This is a genomic window from Janthinobacterium sp. GW822-FHT07H10 (assembly GCF_058798675.1).
Window position 1 is genome coordinate 59,294 of record NZ_JBXAKS010000007.1, and the last position, 25,271, is coordinate 84,564.

The 25,271-nt window shown below is 66.4% G+C and carries 9 protein-coding genes; 3 read left to right on the plus strand and 6 right to left on the minus strand.

Features of this window, described 5'->3' with window-relative positions; genetic code table 11:
• Positions 1-17: 17 nt before the first annotated feature.
• Positions 18-2,123, plus strand: a complete 2,106-nt coding sequence (locus AC1RDJ_RS16980) for a prolyl oligopeptidase family serine peptidase (RefSeq protein WP_493028195.1) — start codon at positions 18-20, stop codon at positions 2,121-2,123.
• Positions 2,124-2,212: 89 nt separating this feature from the next.
• Here AC1RDJ_RS16980 and AC1RDJ_RS16985 read toward each other — a convergent pair whose 3' ends face one another.
• Entirely contained in the window at positions 2,213-2,836 is a 624-nt protein-coding gene (locus tag AC1RDJ_RS16985; protein WP_493028196.1) for a glutathione S-transferase family protein, read from the minus strand.
• 35 nt (positions 2,837-2,871) lie between these two features.
• Complete coding sequence (locus tag AC1RDJ_RS16990) at positions 2,872-3,582, minus strand: glutathione S-transferase family protein (RefSeq protein ID WP_493028197.1); 711 nt, start codon at positions 3,580-3,582, stop codon at positions 2,872-2,874.
• Between the two features lie 206 nt (positions 3,583-3,788).
• Here AC1RDJ_RS16990 and AC1RDJ_RS16995 point away from each other — a divergent pair, with 206 nt between their 5' ends.
• Positions 3,789-6,482, plus strand: coding sequence for a M1 family metallopeptidase (locus tag AC1RDJ_RS16995; protein WP_493028199.1), 2,694 nt, complete (start codon positions 3,789-3,791; stop codon positions 6,480-6,482).
• Between the two features lie 506 nt (positions 6,483-6,988).
• On the opposite strand, the gene AC1RDJ_RS17000 is transcribed toward AC1RDJ_RS16995, so the two are convergent.
• The gene (locus AC1RDJ_RS17000; protein ID WP_493028200.1) at positions 6,989-7,870 is read right to left on the minus strand and encodes a LysR substrate-binding domain-containing protein; all 882 of its coding nucleotides are present in this window, start codon (positions 7,868-7,870) and stop codon (positions 6,989-6,991) included.
• Positions 7,871-7,980: 110 nt separating this feature from the next.
• Here AC1RDJ_RS17000 and AC1RDJ_RS17005 point away from each other — a divergent pair, with 110 nt between their 5' ends.
• Positions 7,981-8,877: an alpha/beta fold hydrolase gene (locus AC1RDJ_RS17005; RefSeq protein WP_493028202.1), complete on the plus strand. Its 897-nt coding sequence runs from the start codon at positions 7,981-7,983 to the stop codon at positions 8,875-8,877.
• 2 nt (positions 8,878-8,879) lie between these two features.
• Here AC1RDJ_RS17005 and AC1RDJ_RS17010 read toward each other — a convergent pair whose 3' ends face one another.
• From AC1RDJ_RS17010 to AC1RDJ_RS17020, 3 genes are read right to left on the minus strand one after another with little or no spacing between them, the layout of a single operon-like run.
• Complete coding sequence (locus tag AC1RDJ_RS17010) at positions 8,880-9,953, minus strand: OmpA family protein (protein WP_289885936.1); 1,074 nt, start codon at positions 9,951-9,953, stop codon at positions 8,880-8,882.
• Positions 9,954-9,961: 8 nt separating this feature from the next.
• Entirely contained in the window at positions 9,962-13,267 is a 3,306-nt protein-coding gene (locus AC1RDJ_RS17015) for a hypothetical protein (protein WP_493028203.1), read from the minus strand.
• 52 nt (positions 13,268-13,319) lie between these two features.
• Positions 13,320-24,968 carry a hypothetical protein gene (locus AC1RDJ_RS17020; protein ID WP_493028204.1) on the minus strand — a complete coding sequence of 3,883 codons (11,649 nt, stop codon included), beginning with the start codon at positions 24,966-24,968 and terminating at the stop codon, positions 13,320-13,322.
• Positions 24,969-25,271: the final 303 nt, after the last annotated feature.

Here is a 25,271-nt window from a genome sequence, read left to right on the forward strand (position 1 = left end):
CAACAAGGAACCCCCATATGTCGTCATATCGCACCTTCGCCGGCAGCATGCTGTTCGGCCTGGCCGCAGCGGGCATCGCCCATGCACAGGCGCCCGCCCCTGCCGCCGCCCCCGCCGATCCCTACCTGTGGCTGGAAGAAGTCCTCGGCGACAAGCCGCTGGCCTGGGTCAAGCAGCACAATGCCGTCAGCGTCAAGGAACTGGAAAGCCAGCCCGGCTTCCCTGCCCTGCAGGCGCGCCTGAAAACCATCCTCAATTCCAAGGAGCGCATCCCCTACGTCAGCAAGGAAGGCGCGTATTACTATAATTTCTGGCGCGACGCCCAGCACGTGCGCGGCATCTGGCGCCGCACCACGCTGGCGCAGTACCAGCAGGCGGAACCCGCGTGGGAAACCGTGATCGACCTCGACCAGCTGGCTGCCGGCGAGCAGGAAAACTGGGTGTGGGGCGGCGCCTCCTGCCTGTATCCGAAGGGCGAGCGTTGCCTCATTTCCCTGTCGCGCGGCGGCGGCGACGCCAAGGTCATCCGCGAATACGATGTGGCCAAGCGCGCGTTTGTCGACGGCGGCTTCAACCTGCCCGAAGCGAAGGGCAGCGCCAGCTGGATCGACGAGGACACGCTGTTCGTCTCCACCGACTTCGGCCCCGGCTCGATGACCAGTTCCGGCTACCCGCGCATCATCAAGCAGTGGCGGCGCGGCACGCCGCTGGCGCAGGCGCAGATGGTGTATGAAGCCAAACCCGATGACCTGAGCGCCGGCGCCTACAAGGATTTCACGCCCGGCTACGAACACCAGTTCGTCGAGCGCCAGATCGATTTCTATAGCGGCGAAATGTTCCTGCGCGAGGGCGCGAACCTGAAGAAAGTGCCGAAGCCGGACGACGCCACGGCCTTCACCGTGCGCGACCAGCTGGTCATCACCCTGCGCTCGGACTGGAAGGTCAACGGCAAGACCTATCCGCAGGGCGCGCTGCTGGCTACGGATTTCCATGCCTTCATGCAGGGCAAGCAGGACCTGGAAGTGCTGTATGCGCCGAGCGCCACGTCCTCGCTGGACAATGTCACGGCGACCAAATCGGCCATCCTCGTGACGACCCTGGACAAGGTCAAGAACCGCCTGACGGAATTGCGCCATGTGGATGGCAAGTGGCTGCGCCGCGCCGTCGACGCGCCCGCACTGGGCACCCTGGCCGTCAGCGCGCTCGACCCGGTCGACTCCGACCAGTACTTCCTGACGGTGACCGACTTCCTCAACCCGACCACGCTGTACCTGGGCACCGCGCAAAGCGACCAGCGCACGAAAATCAAGTCGCTGCCCGCCTTCTTCGACGCCGCGCCGTACAAAGTCGAGCAGTTCGAATCGACGTCGAAGGATGGCACGAAAGTGCCCTACTTCGTCATCATGAACAAGGCGACGAAATTCAACGGCAGCAACCCCACCGTGCTGTATGGCTATGGCGGCTTCGAAGTATCGCTGAAACCGAGTTACAGCGGCATCATCGGCGAAGCATGGCTGAACAAGGGCGGCGTATACGTGCTGGCGAATATCCGCGGCGGCGGCGAATTCGGCCCGCGCTGGCACCAGGCGGCGCTAAAGGAAAACCGCCAGCGCGCCTACGACGATTTCATCTCGGTGGCGCAGGACTTGATCAAGCGCAAAGTCAGCAGCCCGCGCCACCTGGGCATCATGGGCGGCAGCAATGGCGGCCTGCTGACGGGCGCCGTCCTGGTGCAGCGGCCCGACCTGTTCAACGCCGTCGTCAGCCAGGTGCCCTTGCTCGACATGCGTCGCTACAACAAGATGCTGGCGGGCGCCTCGTGGATGGGAGAATACGGCGACCCGGATGTGGCCGAACAATGGGCTTACATCAGCAAGTACTCGCCCTACCAGAACGTCTTCAAGGACAAGAAATATCCACGCGTGCTGTTGACCACCTCGACGCGCGACGACCGCGTCCACCCCGGCCATGCGCGCAAGATGGTGGCGAAGATGGAAGAGCAGGGTCACGACGTGCTGTACTGGGAAAACACGGAAGGCGGCCATGCGGGCGCCGCCAACAACGACCAGCAGGCGCAGATGTGGGCGCTGACCTACACCTTTCTGCTCAAGCAGCTGAAGTAAGCCCGGCGCGCGCGGCCTGACGCGCCGCCCGTACGCGCAAACGCCTGCGCCGGAGCCTCCGGCGCAGGCGTTTTTTCTGCTGGAATCGTTTATTTGGCCTGCGCGCTGGGACGCTCGGCGATGCGGTCGCGGTAAGCCTGCAGATGCTGCAAGCCTTCCGCACCCGGCTTGTATTTCATCAGGCCGCGCGCAAACTCCAGCGCGCAGAAGGCCGTGATGTCGGCGATGGTGAAGCGGTCGCCGGCGATATACGGCTGGCTGGCCAGCAGCTGGTCGAGCCACTGCGCCGTCTCGCGCATTTTCGCGCCCTGCGCCGCGCCGAAGTCGGGAAACTGCGGGTTTTCCAGCGCCACCAGGGCCGGATGGCTGTGGCGGATGCAGTTGGCGATACCCATGAACAGGTGCAGTTCCACCCTGCGGTCGGCCATTTCGATGAAGGCGCGTTCTTCAAAACCTTCTCCCATCAGGTTGGGCTGCGGCTGCAGGCCTTCCAGGTAGGTGCAGATGGCGCGCGTCTCGGCCAGCACGCGTCCGTCCGGCAATTCCAGCGCCGGCACGCGGCCCATCGGGTTCTTTTCCAGGAAGGCGGGATCGCGGTGCTGGCCCGCCATCAGGTCGAGCGCCACTTCCTCGATGCCGGCGATGCCTTTTTCGGCGATGAACATGGTGACGCGGCGTGGATTCGGCGTGCAGGGGCTGATATACAGTTTCATGTGCTGGTCTCGGTATCGTTATGGTGGTTGAAAAATCAGGAGTGCGGCTTGCCCATTTCGACCATGCCGCGGGCGCGCGCGGAAAAAGCAGCCGTGGCTTGCGCATCGGCGTCGCTGTCGATGGGCGACGGTGGCAGCAGGATGCCGCGCTGCGCCGCCGGGCGCGCGTAGATGGCGGCCATCCAGCGCCGCAGGTGCGGCATGTCGTCGATGGCCAGGCCCGACCATTTATAGGTGCGCGCCCAGGCCCAGTTGGCGATATCGGCAATGGAATAGTCGCCCGCCAGGTATTCGTGGCTTGCCAGGTGCGTGTCAAGCACGCGCAGCAAGCGCCGGCTCTCGCCCTGGTAGCGGTCGATGGCCGGCTGGATCTTCTCGGGGAAATAGCGGTAGAACACGTTCGCCTGGCCCATCATGGGACCGACGCCACCCATCTGGAACATCAGCCACTGCATCACGCGCGAACGCCCCTTGGCGTCCTGCGGCATCAGCCGGCCCGTCTTTTCCGCCAGGTAGACGAGGATGGCACCCGACTCGAAGACGGCAAAATCGTCGTTCGCGCGGTCGACGATGGCCGGGATGCGGCCGTTCGGATTGATGGCCAGGAACCACGGCGCCTTTTGCGGGTGCTGCGACAGCTCCAGCGCGTGCAGCGCATAGGGCAGCGCCAGCTCTTCCAGCGCCACGGAAACCTTGTGGCCGTTCGGCGTGGCGGCCGTGTACAGGTCGATCATCGGTTCGGTCATGCGTCCCCCATGAATGAAGTCAGGCGCCCATCATACCAGCGCCAGGATGCGGCGCGCCGGCCACAGTGCGTTGACTTTGCCCGGATTTCGTCTTAGATTGCTGTACGGGAACGCTGGCTTTCAGTTCCAGCGATGTCCCCCAACCGCCATGACGCTCGCAGCCTACCCGGCTGGCGGGCGTTTTACTCATGAACCTAGGGCATACCATGCATCGCACAACGACTCCGCGCTTCCGCCGCAGCCAACTGGCCGCCGCCGTCCTCGCACTGACCGCCGTCACCGCCTTCAACTCGGGCCACGCCGCTCCCGCCGCCAGGTACGCCTCGGCCAGCCACGCCAGCACGACCACCACGCAGCTGCCGCGCGGCGTCACGCCCTTGCACTATATCCTGTCGATCACGCCGGACGCCGCCGCCTCCACCTTCAAGGGCGCAGCCGCCATCAAGGTGGCCGTCGAGGCGCCGACGAGCAGCATCACCTTCAATGCCTTGAACCTGGCGTTTACCGCCGCCGCCATCGAAGGCGCGGGCGGCAGCAAGCAGGTGACGCGCAAGATCGATATCGATGCGGACAAGCAGACGGCCACCGTGCATTTCGCCGAGCCGCTGGCCAAGGGGGAGTACCTGCTGCGCATAGACTACAGCGGCAAGATCGGCACGCAGGCCACGGGCCTGTTCTCGCTCGACTACGACACCCCCGAAGGCCGCCGGCGCGCGCTGTACACGCAGTTCGAGAATTCGGACGCGCGCAGCATGCTGCCGTCGTGGGATGAACCGGACTACAAGGCCACCTTCGCGCTGGACGTGATCGTGCCGAGCAATCAGATGGCCGTCGGCAACATGCCGATCGCCAGCAGCGAAGAACTGGGCAATGGCACCAAGCACGTGCGCTTCGCCACCACGCCGCGCATGTCGACGTACCTGCTGTTCTTCGGCCTGGGCGACTTCGAGCGCGCCACGGCGATCTCCGACGGCACGGAAGTGGGCGTCATCACGAAGAAAGGCGCGCTGGCGCAAAGCCGCTTCGCGCTCGACGAATCGGCCGCCCTGCTGCGCGAATACAACGATTATTTTGGCGTGCGCTACCCGCTGCCCAAGCTCGACAACATCGCCGCGCCGGGGCGCAGCCAGTTCTTCGGCGCCATGGAAAACTGGGGCGCCGTCTTCACCTTCGAATACGGGCTGCTGCTCGACCCGGCCATCTCGACCCAGGCCGACAAGGAAAACATCTACACCACGCTGTCGCATGAAATGGCGCACCAGTGGTTCGGCGACCTGGTCACCATGCGCTGGTGGGACGACCTGTGGCTCAACGAAGGCTTCGCCTCGTGGATGGAAAGCCGCACCACGGAGCGTTTGCATCCGGAGTGGAACACGGCCCTGTCCAACGTGGCCGGCCGCGAATCGGCCATGAGCCAGGACGCGCTGCGCACCACGCATCCGGTGGTGCAGCGCATCGCCACCGTGGAACAGGCCAGCCAGGCCTTCGACGGCATCACCTACCAGAAGGGCGAAGCGGTGATCCGCATGCTCGAAGCCTATGTGGGCGCCGACACGTGGCGCACGGCCGTGCGCAGCTACATGCGCAAGCATGCCTACGGCAATACGGTGTCCGACGACCTGTGGCGCGAAGTCGACGCGGCCGCCGGCAAGCCGGTCAGCGCCATCGCCCACGACTTCACCCTGCAGCCGGGCGTGCCGATGATCACCGTGGGCGAAGCCGTCTGCAGGAAGGGCAGCACGCGCGTGAACCTGACGCAGACGGAATTTTCCAAGGACCAGCCGGACAAGAAGCCGCTGTCGTGGCGCGTGCCCGTCATCGCCTCGACGGTCGGCAACGGCAAGCTGGCCAAGGTGGTGCTCAAGGATGGCAAGGCGACCCTGAACGTGCCCGGTTGCGGCGCGCTGCTGGTCAATGCTGGCCAGAGCGGCTACTACCGCACCGTGTACGCCCCGGCCAACACGCGCGCGCTGGCCGGCAGCTTCGCGCGCCTGGCGCCCATCGACCAGCTGGGCCTGCTGGCCGACAGCCAGTCGCTGGGCATGGCGGGCGTGCAAAACCCGGCCGATTTCCTGGAACTGGTGAAAGCCACGCCGCTGTCGGCCGACCCGCAGGTGCTGGGCCGCGTGGCCGGATCGCTGAACGGCCTGTATGAGCAGTATGCGGGCGACCCCGCGCGCCAGCAGGCTTTCGGCCGCTTCGCCATGGCGCGCCTGGCGCCGATGATGGCGCAGACGGGCTGGGAAGCGCGCGCCGGCGAAGCGTCGAGCGTGGCGACCCTGCGCGGGCGCCTGATCGCCATCCTCGGCGACATGGGCGAGCCGGGCGTGATCGCCGAAGCGCGCCGCCGCTATGCGGCCAGCGAACAGGATCCGGCCGCCATGCCCGCGCCGTTGCGCCGCACCATCCTGGGCGTGGTGGCGCAGCATGCCGACAGCGCCACCTGGGAGCAGCTGCGCGCCAAGGCGCAGCAGGAAAAGACGCCGCTGATCAAGAACCAGCTGTACGACCTGCTCGCTTCCAGCGACGACACGGCCCTGGCGCAGCGCGCGCTGGCGCTGGCGCTGACGGATGAACCGGGCGTGACCAACAGCCCGGCCATGATCTCGCGCGTCTCGCGCACGCATCCGGAACTGGCCTTCGACTTTGCGCTGGCGCACCTGGAGCAAGTCAATGCGCGCGTCGACGCCAGCTCGCGCAGCCGCTACTTCCCGCGCCTGGCCGCCGGCTCGGCGCAGCCGCAGATGATCGCCAAGCTGGAAGCGTATGCGCAGGCGAACCTGCCGGAAGGCGCGCGCGGCGACGCCGACAGCTCCGTGGCCGGCATCAAGTACCGCATCAAGGTGCGCGCCGAGCGCCTGCCGGCCGTCGATGCGTGGCTGGCGCAACAGGCGGGCTAAGGCCCCATGCCCGGCACCGCACTCCAGCGGCACCGGGCGTTTTCCCTCCGCGTACGAAAAACCAGGCAAAAAAAACCGGCTTCGCAAGTCGCGGCAGCCGGTTGAAACGCTGTTTCAGAGCGCAGGGATAAAACGGAAAACACTTGAAAAGTGGAAATCGTGCCGGTCATTGAGGTGTCCGGCAACCTTGGGCCCGGGGTTTCCGTGCGCCATGTATCCACTATGCCAGTCCTTCCCTGCAGCAGGCTTAGGACTTCATTAAATCCCCGGCCGTTTCCTGTCTTTTCCCCGCCCTGCCCTGCTTTGCTTATCAGCGCGGCAATATTTCTTGCCGCGCCGACCTGTCTGGTGCCGATGGTTGAGCTCACCGGCTAAGCTGTTGAGTCATGCCTGCATCCTATCGCTCCCGGAGCGTAGTGATCTGCGCAACGCATGCTGTGTGCCAACAAGAACATCATAACAGCGGCATATGACCGCCCCATGACGCAGGCTAAACAATGGTGTGTTCACGCGGCATGAAACTGCTGCCGCTGCCCGGCGCCGCGCACGGCCTCGACCAGCGCCAGCACGGCGGGCGTCTTATTCCGAGGAAACGCATAAAAGCGGGCGTCCGGCAGCGCCGGCAAGCCTTCCGCCGCACCCAGGATGCGCAAGCCGTCGCGCATCTGGCTGCGGGCCACCGGCGTCACGGCAAAGCCGGACAGCGCCGCCGCCAGGCAACCGGCCATGCTGGCGCTGTCAAACGCCAGCCGCCAGCGATGCTCCGCCTGGGCCAGCGCGGCAAGGGCCGCCTCGCGGTAGACGCACGGTGCGGGAAACAATGCCAATGGCAAGGCCTGCGCGGCATCGGGCAGGCGGCCGGCCGCATACGCCCACACCAACGGTTCAGACCACAACAGCTCGCCTTCTCCTTCCGTGCGGCTGCATTGCTTGCCGAAGATGACATCGATCTGCTCGTGCGCCTGGCGCCGCAGCAGGTCGGCCGTGATGCCCACCTTCAATTCGATCGACGCTTGCGGATGCCAGCGCTGGAAGGTGTGCAGCACCTGCGGCAGCCAGGCGCCAGCGAAATCCTCCGACGCCCCCAGGACCAGCCGGCCCTGCAGCGATGCACCGCCAAGCCTGGCACGGGCCTCGCGTTCCAGGTCGACGATATTGCGCGCATACATATACAGCAGTTCGCCGGCGGCCGTCAGCTCCAGGCTGCGCGTCGTGCGTACCAGCAATTGTTTACCGGCGCTGCGTTCCAGGCGCTTGATATGGCCGCTGACGGCCGACGGCGTCAGTGCCAGGTTTTGCGCGGCCAGCGCGAAGCCGCCGGCGTCCACCACTTCAAGCAGGCTGCGCAGCAGGACGATATCGAGTGTCAGTGATTCCGAGCCAGGCATGGCTCCTCCAATTCATCAAGATATGAACATAATATCGAAGAATTCATCACGAATCAAACTGTTTTCTGGCACTACGATGAAGACCTGCTCACCCTTCATCAGGAAATGCCATGCAAGACTATCAACACATCGCCACGCCGCTGCTGGACGTGGCTTACCTGGAATGGAACCCGGCCGGGCAGCGCTGCGCCGTGCTCGTGCACGGCTGGCCCGACAGTCCGGAAAGCTGGGCCGGCACGGCCACGGTGCTGGCGGCCGCCGGCTACCGCGTGCTGGCGCCCGCCCTGCGCGGCTTCGCGCCCACGCGCTTCCGCCATGCGGACACGCCGCGCAGCGGCCAGCTGGCCGCGCTGGGACGCGACTTGCTCGATTTTATCGACGCCATGCGACTGGAGCAGCCCTTGCTGGTGGGACACGACTGGGGCGCGCGCGCCGTGGCCAACGCCTGCGGCTTGCGCCACGATGCGGCCTGCGGCCTGGTCATGCTGTCCGTCGGCTATGGCACGAACGATCCGCGGCAAGCGCTGTCCTACCAGCAAGCGCGCAATTACTGGTACCACTGGTTCATGGCCACGCCCCGGGGCCGGCATGCGGTCGAGCATGACCGCCACGCCTTTACCCGCATGATGTGGGATAGCTGGTCGCCCGCCGGCTGGTATGGCGAAGCCGCTTTCGCCCAGGCCAGCCAGGCCTTCGACGGCCCCGACTGGGCCGAGGTGGTGCTGCATTCCTACCGCCACCGCTGGGCCTTTGCCGAAGGCGACCCCGCGTATGCGGCCGACGAAGCGCTGCTGCAGCCGGCGCCCGTGCTCAGCCTGCCCACCCTGGTGCTGCACGGCGCGGCCGACGCCTGCAACCAGCCGGACAGTTCGGCCGGACGCGAACGCCATTTCAGCGGCCCCTACCAGCGCGTGTTGCTCGAAGGCATAGGCCACTTCCCGCAGCGCGAAGCGCCGCAGGCCGTGGCGGGCGCCATCCTGATGTTTGTCGACGGGCAAACGCGTTAAGTTCAGTCCTTGCGCGCGCTCTTGATACCCGTCAACTCGATCTCCACCCTGCGGTTCGGCTGCAGGCAGGCGATCAGGGCCGCGCGCGGCGCCACCTTCTCGCAGGACACGAGCGGTTCCGCCTTGCCCTTGCCATATGCGCTGATGACATTGGCGATGCCTTGCTCGCGCAGCAATTGCTTCACCGTCAGCGCGCGCCGCTCCGACAGGGCCTGGTTGTAGCTGTCCGTACCCAGGCGGTCCGTGTGGCCCGTCACGCTCAGGGTATCGATCTGCACATAGCCCTGCTTCAGGCGCGCCGCCAGTTCGCGGATTTTATCAATGCCCTGCGGCAGCATGTCGGCCGCACCGGCCTTGTCGAAACGGAACAGGGCATCCATGTCCAGCGTGATGCGCTCATGCTCGATGCGCGGCGGCAAAATGTCCGGCTGCGGTTCCGGCTTCGGCTTGTCGGCCGGGCACGCGGCAGCAGCGGACTGGGCGGCGGCCTGCGCATCCTCGGCCAGCTGCACGTACGGGTTCGCGTGGCGCCAGCCCTGCTGCTTGTACTCATTACCCGCATGCACCAGCTCCACTTCGCCGCACGCCACCTTCTGCGCCGCGCAGGCGAAACCGGGCGACTGGCGCAGCTGCGTGAAGCTGTGCCACAAATCGTCACGCAAGCGCGTGGCATCGTTCACCAGCGGCGTGGCGTCGCCGGGATTGGGCGTGCTGCCGTCTTCCAGTGCGGCAACGATCTTTGCCGATTCCTGCAGCGCCTGCAGGGGGAAGGCCGAGCGGTCGTTGCGCGTGTATTCATGGAACGACACGTCGAGCCAGCATTGCGCCTTGGACAGGTAATAGTCGCCCACGCGCACGCCGCCGTCGTTGAGCTTTTTGATGCGTTCCTGCAGCACGCGATACGCCTGCTGGTCGGCCGAGACGGCCCGGTCGCTGATGCGCAGCTCGGGCATGGCCAGCGGCGCCGCCGGCAAGGTGGGCGTGGCCGCCTGGGCCAGGCCCATGGCCAGCAGGCTGGCGAGCGGCAGCATCATCGTCGGTATCGGGGTCAGTTTCATATTGGAGAGTTTTCGCATGGTATAGGTCATGGCCGGGCCAGGGTACGGTTGATGGTGGCGTCTTTGCCTTTGAACAGGTTTTCATCGAACTTGAAGCGCAGGCGCAGGTAGGGGCCGCGCGCCGTGTAGTCGGCGCCCGTCAGGTCGCGGTCGGAAAAGCCCGACCAGTTGTGGCCGGCCGACAGCCACAGGTTTTGCGCCAGCAGATAACCGACTTCGACGCCGTTGGCCCACTGGCGGCTGCCGCCCTGCGGACTGCCCATCACGGCCGCCAGCACGCCGATGTCCCAGTTCTTGCTGATGTCATACACGGTGCGCCCGGAAAACAGCCACGCCGTGTACTTTTCCTGCCCGACAGGCAAGTTCTTGTCGTTGTTGTGCTTGGCGGCGACCCTGCCCGTGAACCACCATGGCCGGCTGGGGTGGTAGTCGAAGTGGGTGGAAACGATATGCGCGCGGTAATTGTCGCCATCGATCTGCGACTGGTCGCGCACCGTCTTGTACTCGTAGCGGGCCAGGCCGTTGAAACGGTTGTCGTCCACGGGGCGCCAGGCAAAGCCCAGCTGTGCCCGGTCCTGCAGCACGTTGCCGACGGGCGCGCCGCTGGCGTCGTCGTTGTTGCGCGTGTACAGCAGGTAGTTGCGGGCGAGGAAAGTCCAGTCGCGGCTCAGCTTGCGCGCCCAGGCAATGGTGTTGAGCCATTGATCCTGGCGCTGGTCGCCCGGCGCGATCTCGCTGTCGAACAGGCGCCGGTATTCGAGCTTGACGGAGGCGCGCCACAGCGGATTGGCCGAGTAGTCGAAGCCCGCCGCCACGGCCACGGCTTGCTGTTGCTGGCCGTTCATGACTTTCAGGTATTCGATATTCGTGTTTGCCGCCAGCCCTTCGCCCAGGTTCCACGTGTTGCGCAAGCCGGATGCCAGCTGCAGGTCGCGCTGATTGCTGAGGCTGTAATCCATGGCGTCGCGCATGCGGTACTCGCCAAACACGGTGCCGCCTGACATGTAACCGGTGTCCGCGCCGGCGACGAAGCTGGTGCTGCGGTCGGCCGGATTGAGCGAGTAGGCGGACGCCAGTCCCGTCTGGTTTTCATAGCGCGCGTACAGGCGGCTGCGTTCGGCCAGCTGGTATTGCGCGCCCAGGCCATAGCGGTGCTGGTCCGTGTCGGAGACGCTTTTTTCCACGTCGCCATTCAGGGTCCAGCGCTCGGTGGCCTTGTATTGCACGCCCAGGCGCACGGTGGTGGCGTCCAGCGGCACCGTCGTGCCCGTGCCCGCGCCGGGATTGATCGGCGCAAACGTGGTGATGCTGCCGCCCGTCACGGGGTCGATGGCCGTGTTCGCCGTACCGTTGCCGAAGAAGCCGCCCGTGGGATTGAGGCCCGTGCCCAGCGGCGACGTATTCGGCGCGATGCCGGCCGTCGACGGCATGCCGCCGCTCTCCTTCATGTGCTGGACGGACACGTCGAGCAGCCAGCGTTCGCTGGCGTTCCACGCCACACCCAGGCGTTGCGCATCGCGGCGCGCGTCCGTGCTGCGCTCGTCGCTGCGGATGGCCTCGCCATACACGGTGACGGCGGGACTGAGCTTGTAGCCAGCCTTCACGCCCGCCTCGCCCCGCCCGCCCGTGATGCCGGCCGCCGTATTATTGAAGTCCCGGTCCGAGCGGCTCCAGTACGCTTTCGCTTCCAGCTTCTCATCCTTGTGCTGCAACTCGACCCGCGCCGCATTGCCGCTCACTTCATCGCGCAGCTCGCCCGCCTGGCCCGACGGCGTCGTGTAGATATTGCCGCCCGCACTGTAGCTGGTGGACGTGGTGCGCGCCACCTCGATTACCAGCAGGCTGTGCTCACCGAAGCGCAGGCCCGCGTTGACGCTGTGCAATTTGTACGGCGACAAGGGGTTCCTGTCTTCCACGGCCGAGCCGCCAAGCGAGACCATCTTGCCCAGCTGCACCTGCCCATCGACGCCCAGGGTCCAGAATTTCTCGCCGCCCTGGTCCACCTCATAGCTGATGCGTATCGATTGCGGATCGCCATTCGGCGTCAGCGCGGGGATCGCCTGCTTGAACAGGATGCGCCCGCTGAACGGTTCGAAACTGTAATCCTCGAAACGGCGCAGCTGCGTCACCTGCACGATATTGCCGTTCTGGTTCTTGTCGCGCACGACGATCTCGATCTTTTCCGAGTTTTCGATGGCGTTGTTGTTGCGCACGGCAAACGGTCCCGAGGTGCCGTTCGCGCGGTATTCCTCGACCACCTGCTTCAGGCTATCGTTGATGGCGAAGGCATTGGCGACGATGCCATCGTGTTCGTAATGGCCGCGCCCGCCCGTGGCCGTGCGGTTGTACTGGCCCAATTTTCTCTGCTGCAAGTTGGCCACGGCGCCGCCGCCCGTCATCTGGCTGAAGCCGTCGCCGGTGGCAAAGTCGCCGTACAGCACATAGCTTTTCTGCTTGTCGATGCGCACGTACAGGCGGTCGCTGGAGCGGGCGTCGAAGTTGCGCACGGAACTGTCCCCGTACACGGGATAAAACTCTTCCGGATTGACATCGCGCAAGAGCCGCGCGCGCGTATCCTTGTCCGAATCGTAGGCGGCCGTCAGCAAGGCGTCGCCACGTATCGTGCCTTTCAGGAACATGGCCGCGCGGCCCGCGACGTTGGCCTTGCCATTGTTGAAGGCGCGGCTCCAGCGCACGATGTCGCGTTCGAAACCGTCGTTGAAGCGCGACGGCGCAATGTCGCTGCTCGACAGGCTGCGCTTGCTGATGATGCCGTCGATCAAACCCACGGCCAGCATGTCGCGCAGTTCCGGCAGAAAACTGATGGTGCCCTGCGCCGCCACGCTGCCGGCCGACACGCGCAGCAGCACGTCCTGCGGCGTGGCAGGGGCCAGCAGGCTGAAGCTCGCTTCGCCGTTCTCCACCGTCAGCTGCGTGCCGGGCGTGACCCTGTCGACATCGCGCCGCTCGGGGCCCAGCTCGTCCGTACGCGCGCCGGGCAGCAGGATGCGCCCGCCGCTGGCCTCGATGGTGAGCAAGGCCGTGCCCGCCAGGGGCTTGCCGTGCTCGTCGTACAGCCTGACCGTCACCGTGACGGGACTCTGGCCATCGGCCGGCACGTCGTTGCGGTCCGTCTCGACGGCGATGCGCGCCACGCCGCGGTTGATCGCATAGTCGGTGCCACCCACCTTGCCGGCAAGGAAGGATGGCGCCGCCACGGCGGAGCCTGCCGCATTGTCCGGCAAGGGCAGCTGCGCGTGGCCGAACGCCGGGAAGGCCAGCATGGCCAGCGCGGCGGCCATGCGCCGGGGCGCGGGGAGGGTTCTCTTCATGGCCTGTTTCTCTTTAGCAGCATTGGCAAGCGGCAAGTGATGGGAAAGATGCTTATGGCGCATGGCTGCCTCCCGTGGCTGGCGTGGCGGCGGGGGCGCGCGGCGCGACGACAGGCTGGTTCGCGCTGTCCGTCGCCTGCGCCGGTGCGGCGGCGGGCTGGCTGCTGAAACTCAGGCCCGCTCCTCCCTTGCCGCCCTCCCTTTCCACGCTGCGCACCTCGCCCTGCGCGCGGCGCGCCTTGACTTGCTCGAGCACGGGATTCGAGCACGAGCCCTCGATGAAGTCGGCGCGCAGCAGCTCGCCATTCTTGGTATCGAGGAACAGGCTGTGCGGGTCGCCCAGGTTGCGGTTCGACGCTTCCATCATGCGGCTGGCGCGCGGCAGCGTTGCGCCATCGACCTTGATGACATGGCTGTTCGGCGTGATGCCGCAATAGCTGTACTTGCCTTCCACATCCGTGGTGAAGTTCGTGCCATCTTCCATGTACAGGCGCACGCCCGGAATGCCCAGCTCCTCGGCGTCCTGCACGTGGTTGTTGTTGCAATCGACAAACACCTTGCCGGCGATGCAGGCATCCGTCGTGAACACGCCGCCCGTCACCTTGACTTTCGCGCGCGCCTCGTTCGAGGGCGGGCCGTTGGTGGTCGATGCCTGGGCGCGGTTGATGCCGTCGCCCTGCAGCGAGCCGACGCCCACGCGCAGGCGGTAGCGGAAGCTGGCGCTGGCGTTCGGCGCCAGCGACTCGAGCTTGAAGCTCAGGTGCGGACCCGGCTTGCCGCCCGGGTCGGGCTGCACCACATTGTTGCGCGTGGTGGTGCCGTCGATGTAGCGGAAGCCGGCCGGCAGCTTATCGAGCACGCTGACGCCGAACGCCGTCGCCACGCCCGTGTTCTTCACCTCGATCGTGTATTGCAGGCTGTCGCCGATCTCGGCCTGGGTCTTGTTGACGCTCTTGCTGATCAACAACATCGGCTTGTCCGTCGTATTGAACACCACGGGCGTAAAGCTCGGCGGCGTGGCGCCTGGCGTGGCCGGCAGCAGCAAGGTGTCGGCCGAGCTGGCCAGGGCCAGCACGCTGACAGGCGCCACCGGCGTGTTGCCGCCGTCCGTGCCGCTATAGCTGTGGCCGATATTGCGGCCACCCGTTTCCGTGCCCAGCATGGTGCTTGCATACACCTGGTTCAGCTGCGGCACGGTGGGAATCGCCGCCACGCTGCCAAAGTCGACCAGCACCGTGAAGACGATGTTGCAGCTTTCCTGCGGCTGCAAGTCACCCTTGCCGTTCAACAAGCCATAGACGGTGGCGCCGTTGAAGTCGGCATTCGCGACGCAGGCCGTGGCGCTGGCGGGCCGGGCCGTGACAGCCAGGCTGCCCGGCTTGAAGGTGACGCTGGTGGCCGTGGGGAAGACCGCCTTCAGGTTTTCCGCCACCTGCACCATGGTCGAGGTCGGGTAACCGGCAGGATAGCGGTTGGCCGCCTGCACGGTGTAGCTGATCTCGAACTTGCTGGCGTCGACCTGCTGTTGCGCCGACACCGCCTTGATGACGTCCACCACCTGCCGCAGCAAGACCACGGGCGTGGGCGTGTCTTCGCCCGTGAAGGCGACGCCGCCGACGGTGTCCGAAGCGTTGCCGTTGCGGTTGGGGTCGACTTTTTCCACCAGCGCGGCCACTTCGGCCGCCGTCGCCACCACGCCCGCATGGCTGCCGCCATTGTTGGAGGCGTCAAACACGAGGCTGCCCACGGGCGGGGTATAGACGGGATTGGCGGCGATGACGCCGGCGGCCGGAGCCGGCGGCACGCTGATGCTGCCGCCCGCATTGGCGACATTGCCGGCCAGTGCGCTGGCAAACACGCTGTTGTTGTACTGCGGCAAGGTCACATCCTGCACCGTGATTTCCACGGTGAAGGTGATGACGCTGAACTCGCCCTCGCCCAGGGCCGCGTCGCCGCTGAGCAGACGCAGGTCGCTGCCGCCGCAACCGCCGCCGAAGCCGGGGTTGACGGCCAGCTGCCTGCTGCCGCCAATGGCGGGCGCGGCAGGTGGCGTGGCGATGCGGCACGTCACCGGTTCGGGGAAGGCGGCGCGCAGGCTGTCGAGCGCCTGCACATTCTGCGCCGCGCCCTTGCCCACGTTCCTGAGCACCACCGTGTACGGCACGCTGAAGACCTTGGCCGACAGCTGGGTCACCTTGCCCACGCCCAGCGCCGCGCCGACGGCGGGATTGGCCACTTCCGTGACGGCCGTGCAGTCGGCTGCTTGCGCGCAACGCGGCAGATCCGTGCCGGTCGGCACGATGGTATTGCTCAGTGTGCCGCTGGCGGCCACTTTCGCGCTCACCGTGACGGCGGCCACGGCATTGGGCGCCAGGCCGGCCGGCACCGTGCACACCAGCTTGTTCGCCGCCAGCGGCGCGCAAGTGGTGGGCGCGGCGGGCGTGACGACGATCTCGGCCAGACTGGCGGCCAGGTCGTCCGTCAGGGTGATGGCCGCCGTGGTGGCGCCGCTGCCGCCGTTGGTGGCGGTAATCGTCCAGCTGACGGTGTCGCCGATGCTGGCATTGGCCTTGTCCGCCACTTTCTTCACCATCACGCTGGGACTGGTGACATTGGTGCTGGTCTGGCAATCGGCCGGCGCCAGGCACAGCGGCGCATCGGGACCCGACGGCACGACGCGGTTGAGCGCCGTGCCGGCCTGGGTGACGGTGGCCGACACTTCCACGCTGGCCTCGCCGCCATTGCCGATCAGGCCGGCCTGCACGCTGCAATTGAGCACATTACCGGCCACTGGTGCGCAGGTGGCGCGCAGCGGCGTCACTTGCACATTCGTCAAACCGGGCGGCAAGGTGTCGACCAGGGTCATCGCCGCACGCGTGGGACCGCTGCCCGTGTTGCTGGCCGTGATGGTCCACACGACGGTGTCGCCCACGTTCGCCGCCGCGCGGTTGACGCTTTTGCGCACCGCCACCTTGGGTCCCGTCAGCACGATGCTGGACTCGCAATTGCTCGCCTGCGCGCAGGCTGGATTATCGGATCCGCTAGGCATGACGCGGTTCGACAGCGTTCCTTCCAGCAAGCCCGTGGCCGTCACGCGCACGCTGCGCGTGCCATTGCCGATAGCCAATTGACCTACGGCAATGCTGCAGCTTTGCACGCTGTTCGCCACCCAGCTCGCCAGCGGCGGGCACGTCACGCCGGCATCGGCACTGACCGCCAGCACCGTCAGGTTCGGCGGCAGGATATCCGCCAGGGTCACCACGCCCTGGTTGGCCACGCCGCCGCTGTTGACGGCGGTAATCGTCCAGATGATGCTGTCGCCCACGTTGGCGCTGCCGAGATTGGCCGTCTTGCTGACGCGAATCACGGGGCCAGGCATGGTCACCGTGGCCGTGTTCGGCAAATCGTACTGCACTTCCGTCGAGCTGGTGGCGATGATGCTGACGATGGTCGAGACATTGCTGGCCGGCTGGATATACGACAGGCCAAAGCTGTGCAGCTCGCCGGGCGCCAGCGTCGTTGGCAAGCCCGTCACCGTCAGCATGCCGCTGACGGCGTCATAGCTGCCGGCCGCGCCGCTCAGGGTCACGCCCATCAGGCCCTGCGCCAGTTTCAGGCTGTATGTCACGTTCTCGGCCGTGCCTGGACCCACATTGCTGTAGCTGACGATGCCGTTGATCTGGTCGCCGGCGCTGGTGATGCCGGGGAAACCGTTCAGGGTGGTCGTCACGTCGACCAGCAGCTTGATGGCCGTGGTGCTGGTGGTGCAGTCCGCCGGCTGCACGCAGACAGGATTGTCCGGGCCGCTTGGCAACACCGTGTTCTGCAGCACGCCGGCCACGCTGGCCGTGGCGCGCAGCACCACTTGCGCCTGTCCGCCCGGCGCCAGGCCGGCCGTCACGCTGCACGTGACGATATTGCCGGCCACGGGCGCGCAAGTGGCCAGTTGCGTCGACAGCACTTGCACGCCGCTGACCCCGGCTGGCAGGTTATCGGTCAGCACGATGGCGGACTTGGTCGCGCCCGTGCCGCCATTGCTGGCGGTAATGGTCCAGGTCAGCAAGTCGCCCACGCTGACATTGCTCTTGTCGACGCTCTTGCGCACCGTCACCTGCGGCGCCACCAGCGTCGTCGTGGCCTGGCAGGCGCTGGCCGTATCGCAGGCGGGATTGTCGCCACCGCTGGGCACGACACGGTTCGACAGGTTGCCGCCCAATGAACCCCGGCCCGTGATGACGACCTTGCGGCTACCATTCGTGGCCGCTAATTGACCTACCGCAATCGTGCAGGCCTGCACGCTGCCCGCCGTCCAGCTGGCGGCCGGCGGGCAGCTCACGCCCGCATCGGGCGTCACGCTGAGCACGACGATGTTGGCCGGCAGCACATCGCTGACGACGACCGGATTTTGATTCGGCAAGTTGCCCGTATTCGTCGCCGTGATGGTCCAGGTCAGGGTATCGCCCACGGCCGCGTTCACCTTGTCGACCGTCTTGCTGGCGCGGATCACGGGGCCAGGCAAGTTCGTCGTCGCCGTGTTCGGCAAGTCGTTGGCGATTTCCGTGGAACTGGTGCCCACCACGCTGGTGATGCGCGAACTGTTGCTGGCCGGCTGGGTGTAGAACAGGTTGAAGCTGGCGCTTTGCCCGCTGATCAGGGTGGCCGGCAAGCCGCTCAGCACATACAGGCCCGTGCCGCTGTTGTAGACGCCGCTGATGCCGGGCGCGCCGCTGACGGGGCTGACGGAGACGCCGCTCAAGCCCGCTTCCAGTTGCAGGCTGTAGGTCACCGTTTCCGCCACGCCCGGCCCCACGTTGGCAAACGTCACCACGCCACGGATGGCGTCGCCCGCATTGCTGCTGGCAGGGAACCCGTTGAGGGTGGTGGTCACATCGACCAGCAGTTTCGACACCACCGTGGTGGTCTGGCAATCGCCGGGGACGGCGCAGACGGGGTTGTCCGGTCCGCCCGGCACGAGCGCATTGACGAGGCTGCCCGACACGGTGGCCGTGGCGCTCAGCTTGACGGTGGCGCTGGCGCCGGCGGCCAGGCCGGCCGGCACGCTGCAGCTGACGACGTTGCCCGCCGGCGCGGCGCAGGTGACGGGCGCCGTCGGTGTGACCAGCACATTCGCCAGGCCCGCAGGCAGGGTATCGCTCAGGGTGGCGATGGCCGTGCTCGGTCCCGTGCCGGTATTGCGCAAGGTCAAGGTCCACGTCAGGGTATCGCCCACGTTGGCCGCCGTCTTGTCGACGCTCTTGCTGGCGTTCAGCAAGGGCGAACTGACGGTGCTGGTGGTGCTGCAGTCGCCCGCCTGCAGGCAGGCCGGGTTATCCGTGCCGCTGGCGCTGACGCCATTGACGAGGCTGCCTGCGACGACGGCGCGCGCCGTCACTTGCAGCGTGGCATTGGCGCCGCCGGCCAGGCCGGCCGGCACGCTGCACGTGAGCACATTGCCAGCCAGCGGCGCGCAGGTGACGGGCGCGGCGGGCGTGACGACGATATTCGCCAGGCCGGCCGGCAAGGTGTCGGTGATGGTGGCGACGGCCGTGCTGGCGCCCGTGCCGCTGTTGGCCAGGGTGACCGTCCACGTCAGGCTGTCGCCGATGTTCAAGGCCAGCTTGTCGACGCTCTTGCTCAGCACCAGGCTGGGGCTGGTGATGGTGGTCTGCGTCTGGCAGCTGTTGGCCTGGAAGCAGGCTGGATTGTCCGGGCCGCTCGGCATGACCTGGTTGGCCAGGGTGCCGCCCGCACTGGCCTTGCCGGTCAGCACGATCTGGCGCTGGCCATTGCCTGCCGCCAGCTGGCCGATGGCCACGCTGCAGCTCTGGCTGCTGTTGGCCACCCAGCTGGCCAGCGGCGGACACGTGACGCCGCTGTCGGGCGCCACATTCGTCACGACGATATGGGCTGGCAGCAAGTCCGTCAAGATGACGGCGCCCTGGTTGGCCAGGCTGCCCGTGTTGCTGGCCGTAATCGTCCAGATAATTTCCTCGCCGACATTTGCCACGGCCTTGTTGGCCGTCTTGCTGACGCGGATGATGGAGCCCGGCATGGTGACGGTGGCCACGTTCGGCTGGTCGTTCGGCACTTCCGTCGATGTCGTGGCGATGCGGCTGACCACGGTCGACAGGTTGCTGGCCGGCTGGATATAGCTGAGCTGGAAGCTGAAGCCCTGCCCCAGCGCCAGGGTGGCCGGCACGCCGCTGAAGGTCACCAGGCCGGAACCCGCGTTGTAGCTGCCCGCCACGCCGCTGATGTTGACGCCGGTCAGGCCGGGCGCCAGCTGCAGGCTGTACGTCACGCCTTCGGCGGGACCGGGGCCGATATTGCTGAAATTGACCGTGCCGGTAATCGTGTCGCCCGCATGCGTGCTGCCGGGGAAGCCGTTCAGGGTGGTGGTGACGTCGACCAGCAGCTTCACGGCCGTGCTGGTCGTGCTGCAATCGCCGGGTTGCGGGCAGACGGGATTGTCGGGGCCGCTCGGCACGACGGTATTGACGTAGGCGCCGGCCGCATTGGCCACGCCCTTGACGACGATATTCAGCGTGGCACCCGCCGCCATGCCGGCAGGAATGGAACAGACAAGCTGATTGCCGCTGGGCACCGCGCACGTGGCGGGCGACGCGGGCAGCACTTGCCACAGGGTCAGGTTGGCCGGCAAGGTATCGGTCAGGGTGAGCACGCCCATGGTCGCACCCGTGCCCGTATTGGCCACGGCGATCGTCCACGTCAGCGCGTCGCCCACGTTGATATTGCTCTTGTCGACAGTCTTATGCACGGCCACCTGCGGGCTGAGGATGGTGGTGGCGGTCTGGCAGGAAGCGGCCTGGGCGCAGGCGGGATTGTCTGGCCCGCTCGGCAAGACCTTGTTGCCCAGGCTGCCACCGGCCGTGCCCCTGGCCGTGATGACGATGCTGCGGCTGCCATTCACGGCAGCCAGCTGGCCAGCCGCGACGGTGCACGCCTGGGCGCTGTTGGCCAGCCAGCTGGCCAGCGGCGGACAGCTCACGCCCGCGCCCGGCGCGACGGACAGCACGGCCACGTTGGCGGGCAGGATGTCGGTCAGGGTCACCATGCCCAGGTTGGCCAGGCTGCCCGTATTCGTCGCCGTGATGGTCCACGTGATCGTCTCGCCCACGTTGGCCGTGGACTTGTCGGCCAGTTTCGTCACGCGGATGATGGGGCCGGGCACGGTTGCCGTGGCCGTGTTCGGCAAGTGGTTCGCCACTTCCACGGACGTGGTGGCGATGGTCGACGTCACCATCGACAGGTTGTCGGCCGGCTGCGTGTAGCTGACGTTAAAGCTGGTGCTCTGGCCATTCGCCAGGGTCACGGGCAAGCCGCTGAGGGTGACGACGCCCGTGGCGGGATTGTAGCTGCCGACGGCGCCCGTCAGGGTGACGTTGCTCAGGCCCGGCGTCAGCTGCAGGGTGTAGCTCACGCCTTCGGCCGGGCCCGGTCCCACGTTGGCGTAGGTGACGGTGCCGGAGATCGTGTCGCCCGCCAGGGTATTCGGCGGGAAATTGTTCAGGGTGGTGGTGACGTCGACGAGCAGCTTGACCACCGTCGTGGTGGTGCCGCAATCGCCGGGCAGCACGCAGGCTGGATTGTCGGGACCGGACGGCAGCACGCTGTTGACGGCGGAGCCGGCCAGCGTGGCCGTGGCGCTGACGATGACCTTCGCCGAGGCGCCGGGAGCCAGGCCGGCCGGCACGCTGCAGGTCAGGTTCTGGCCCGCCACTGGCGCGCAGCTGGCGGGTGCCTGCGGGCTGACGACGACATTCGCCAGTCCGGCCGGCAAGGTGTCGGCCAGCGTGACGAGGCCCGTGCTGGCGCCCGTGCCGCTATTACTCACCGTCAAGGTCCACGTGATCGTGTCGCCCACGTTGACGCTGGCCTTGTCGACGGTCTTCTTCACCGTCACGTTCGGGCTGCTGACGGTGGTCGTCGTCTGGCAATCGCCCGGCGTGGCGCAGGCAGGATTGTCGACGCCGCCCGGCACGAGGCTGTTGGCCACCGTGCCGGACGCATTCGCCACAGCCTTGATGATCACCGTCGCCTGCATGCCGCTGGCCAGGCCAGGGGGCACGGTGCAGGTCAGCGTGGTGCCGGCGGGCACGCCGCAACTGGCGGGCGCCACGGGCAGGATCTGCAGCGCGCCCACGTTCGCCGGCAAGGTATCGGTCAGCGTGATCGGACCATTCGTCGGGCCGCTGCCGCTGTTGATGGCTTTCAGGGTCCAGGTGATGGTGTCACCCAGGTTGACGGTGGTCCTGTCGACGCCTTTCGTCACGGCCACGCTGGGGCTGGTCACCGTGCTGGTGGTGGCGCAGGCGGCTGGCGTGGCGCAGGCAGGGTTGTCGGCGCCCGAAGGCACGACGCTGTTGGCGTAGGTACCCGCCGCGGCAGGCTGGCCCGTGACGGTGAAACCGGCGACGCCGCCGTTCGCGGCCAGGCCGGCCGGCACCGTGCACGTGAGGATATTGCCCACCGGTGCGGCGCAGGTGGCGCTGCCGACCAGCGCCACGTTTATGCCCGTCAGGTTGGCCGGCAGCGTATCGGTCAGGGTGATGGACGCCGTGCTGACGCCGTCGCCGCTATTGGTCGCCGTGACGCTCCAGGTCAGGGTGGCGCCGATATTGATCGTGGCATGGTCAACGCTCTTCTGCACGGCCACTTTCGGGCTGGTGATGCTGGTCACCGTGCTGCAATTTTCGGCCGTGGCGCAGGCCGGATTGTCTGTCCCGCTCGGCATGATGCGGTTGGCCAGGCTGCCGCCCGCCGTCGCATGCGCCGTGATGGTGACGCTGCGGCTGCCGTTGATGGCCGCCAGCTGGCCGGCGGCCACGGTGCAGGTCTGGGTGCTCGACGCCACCCAGCTGGCCAGCGGCGGGCACGTCACGCCGGGCGCGGCCACCACGTTCGTCACCACCAGGTTGGGCGGCAACAGGTCGGCCAGGGCAACCACGCCCTGGTTGGCGATATTGCCCGTATTGCTGGCCGTGATCGTCCACGTGATGTTCTCGCCCACGTTGGCCGTCAGCTTGTCGGCCACCTTGGTGACGCGCACGTTCGGCCCCGGCACCATGACGGTGGCCGTATTCGGCAAGTCGTTGGCCACCTCGACCGAAGTGGTGGCGATCACGCTGGTGACGAAGGAGCTGTTCGAGGCCGGTTGCGTGTAGCTGAGGCTAAAGGTCACGCCCTGCCCTGCCGCCAGGTTCGGGGGCAGGCCCGAGAGGACGATGAAGCCCGTGCCCGCGTTGTACACGCCCGTCACGCCGCCGACGGAGACGCCCGTCAACCCTGGCGGCAATTGCAGCGTGTACGTCAGGTTCTCGGCCGTGCCTGGCCCCACGTTGCGGTAGGTGACGCTGCCGTTGATGGCGTCGCCGGCATTCGTCGAACCGGGAAAGCCGTTCAAGGTGGTGGTCACGTCGACCAGCGGCTTTTGCACGGTGGTGGTGGTCTGGCAGGCGCCGGGCGTGACGCAGCTGGCGCCATTGCCGCCCGACGGCGTCACGCTGTTGACGAAACTGCCGGCGACCGTCGGCGCGGCGCTGATGCCGACCTGGGCGCTGGCGCCAGGCGCCAGGCCGGCCGGCACGCTGCAAACGAGGGTGTTGCCGGCCAGCGGCGCGCAGGTGACGGGCGCCGTGGGCGTGACGACGATGCTGGCCAGGTTGGCCGGCAGGGTGTCGGTCAGGGTCAGCGCGGCCGTCGTGGCGCCCGTGCCGGTATTGTTGGCCGTCACAGTCCACTGCACGGTCTCGCCCACGTAGGCGCTGGTCTTATCGACGCTCTTTTGCACGCGCACGAGCGGGCTGACGATGCCCAGCGTGTCGCTGTCGACGTTATTCGCGGGAATCGGATCGAGCGTCGTCGAACCGGCCGTCGTCGTGATCGTCAGGCTGCCGCTGGCGGGCAGATTGAAGGTCGCGCTGCAATTGATGCGCGAACCGGGAATGAACGGCGACACGGGCGCGCTGCAGGTGGCGGTGGCGCCGGCCGGCAAGCCGCTCATCACGCAGGTGGGCGCGGCCGGGTTGTCGGGACCGTTATTCGTGCACACGCCCGTGACCGTCACGGGGGACCCGGCATTGTAGGGGCCGGCGGGCACCGTGGTGACGGCTTGCATGTCCGCCTGCAGGCGCCGGTTGCTGATGGTGCAGGTGACGGGCGCTTCGGGCATGGTGAAGTTGCCCGTGGTGGCCGCGCCGGCGCCGATGACGGCGGCCGTATCCGTGCGCACGCAGCTGTAGCTGCTCTGGTACTGCGCCAGGATGGTGGCCGCGCCCGCGCTTTCCGCGAACGTCACGAGATTGCCCACGCGCACGACGGCGCTGGCCGTGGCGCCATTGCCACCCTGCACGCCAGCCGTGCCGTTGGCATTCATGATGAACAGGCCGCTGTCGCCGGTGGGCGCCAGCGCCTTGACCACCGTCAAGGTATTCGTTTTGACCGTGGCCGTGGTGCTGCTGCTGTTGTTGCTCAGGTCCGTGTCCGTTTCGTTGGGCGAGACGGTCACATTGGCCGTATTCACGATGCTGGCGGCGTCGCCCGGCGTGGCCGTGATCGTCACCGTCAGGTAGGAACCCGTGGTGGGATCGCTGACGGCCGCATTCAGGGGCAGGTTGCCCATGGTGATGCTGACGTTGTTGCTGCCCGAGCCCGACGTTTTCGTGCCGCAGGAAGCGCTGCCGCTGGCGGCGCACGTCCAGCTGACGTTGCTCAAGCTGGCGGGCAGCACGTCGCTGAAGGTGGCGCCCGTGCTGAGGGCCGGGCCGCGGTTCCACACCTTCATGGTATAGCTCAATGGCTTGCCGACGGAGAACTGCGCCGGGCCCACCTTGCCGACGGCCAGGTCGGTCTTGCTGTTGGTGCAGCTGGCATACGAACTGGCCAGGCTGGGATCGCGCAATTGCGCCGCGGGAATAATTTCCGTCACATTGTCGGGACGCGTCCAGCGCATGTGCAGGTAATTGATGCCGCCCACGTTATTCCACAGCACGCGGGCCAGATAACAGCCGCCCGGCGTGGCGCTATTGAAATTACCGGCCAGATTCTGGAAATCCGTTTCATTATTCGAATATTCGGCCACGCTGCCCACGGCCACGTTGTACACGGTATTGCGGTAATTGGTCGAATACTGGGTCGAAAAATCGACTTTCACGTCATCGTCGTGCGCGACGCTGAATTTGTAATTGCCCGCCTGCGGAAACACCACCAGGGTGTACATGGCGCGGCCCATGATCCAGGCCCGGCAGGAAGCCGACGTCTGCTGCGTATCGAGGTTGCACAACTGCGCTGGATTGGCGGCCGTGCCGTTGGCCCAGTCCAGCTGCGGCGAAGACCCCGTGCGGGCCGCGTTGACGCCAGGATTGGCGGCCAGCGCCATCAGGCTGGCCAGGCGGCCCGTGCTGCCCGCGTTGAAACCGTTGTTGTAATTGGGCGTGGCCGGATTGGCCGGCACCCGCTCGATGCCGCGGTAGTCTTCCCACAACACCTGCGCAGTGGCGGGCGCGGCGGCGCCCAGCAGCGCGGCGGCCAGCGCCAGCAGCGGCGCAACAGGAGACGCAGGAGACGGCGAACGGCGCACGCGGCGCCCAATCGCGGCGAACGCCCGGGCGATGCGCGCGGCCGATGAAGAGACTGCATGGCGGCCGGAATGGCCTGCCGTTTCCTGTGGTGTTTTTATCATGTTGTTCGCTAAAAAATCTATCTCTGCAAGACAAAGATGCATATAAAAATGACATTTAATTGTCATGATCATATGACCAAGTAACAGTTCAAGCGTACGTCAACAGTGATTTTTTTGTTTTCAATAAAGAAATTAAATTATTTCGTTGATATTTCACAACACATTGATCGAATTAACCGCGTAGTGCTGACGCCATTCTTTTTCTACTTCATACTGGCCAGCTCGACATAATATTTAACTTATCATTTACCTAATGATGAGAAACTATCAAATACATAGCTTGTTTTTTCAAAGAAATTATTA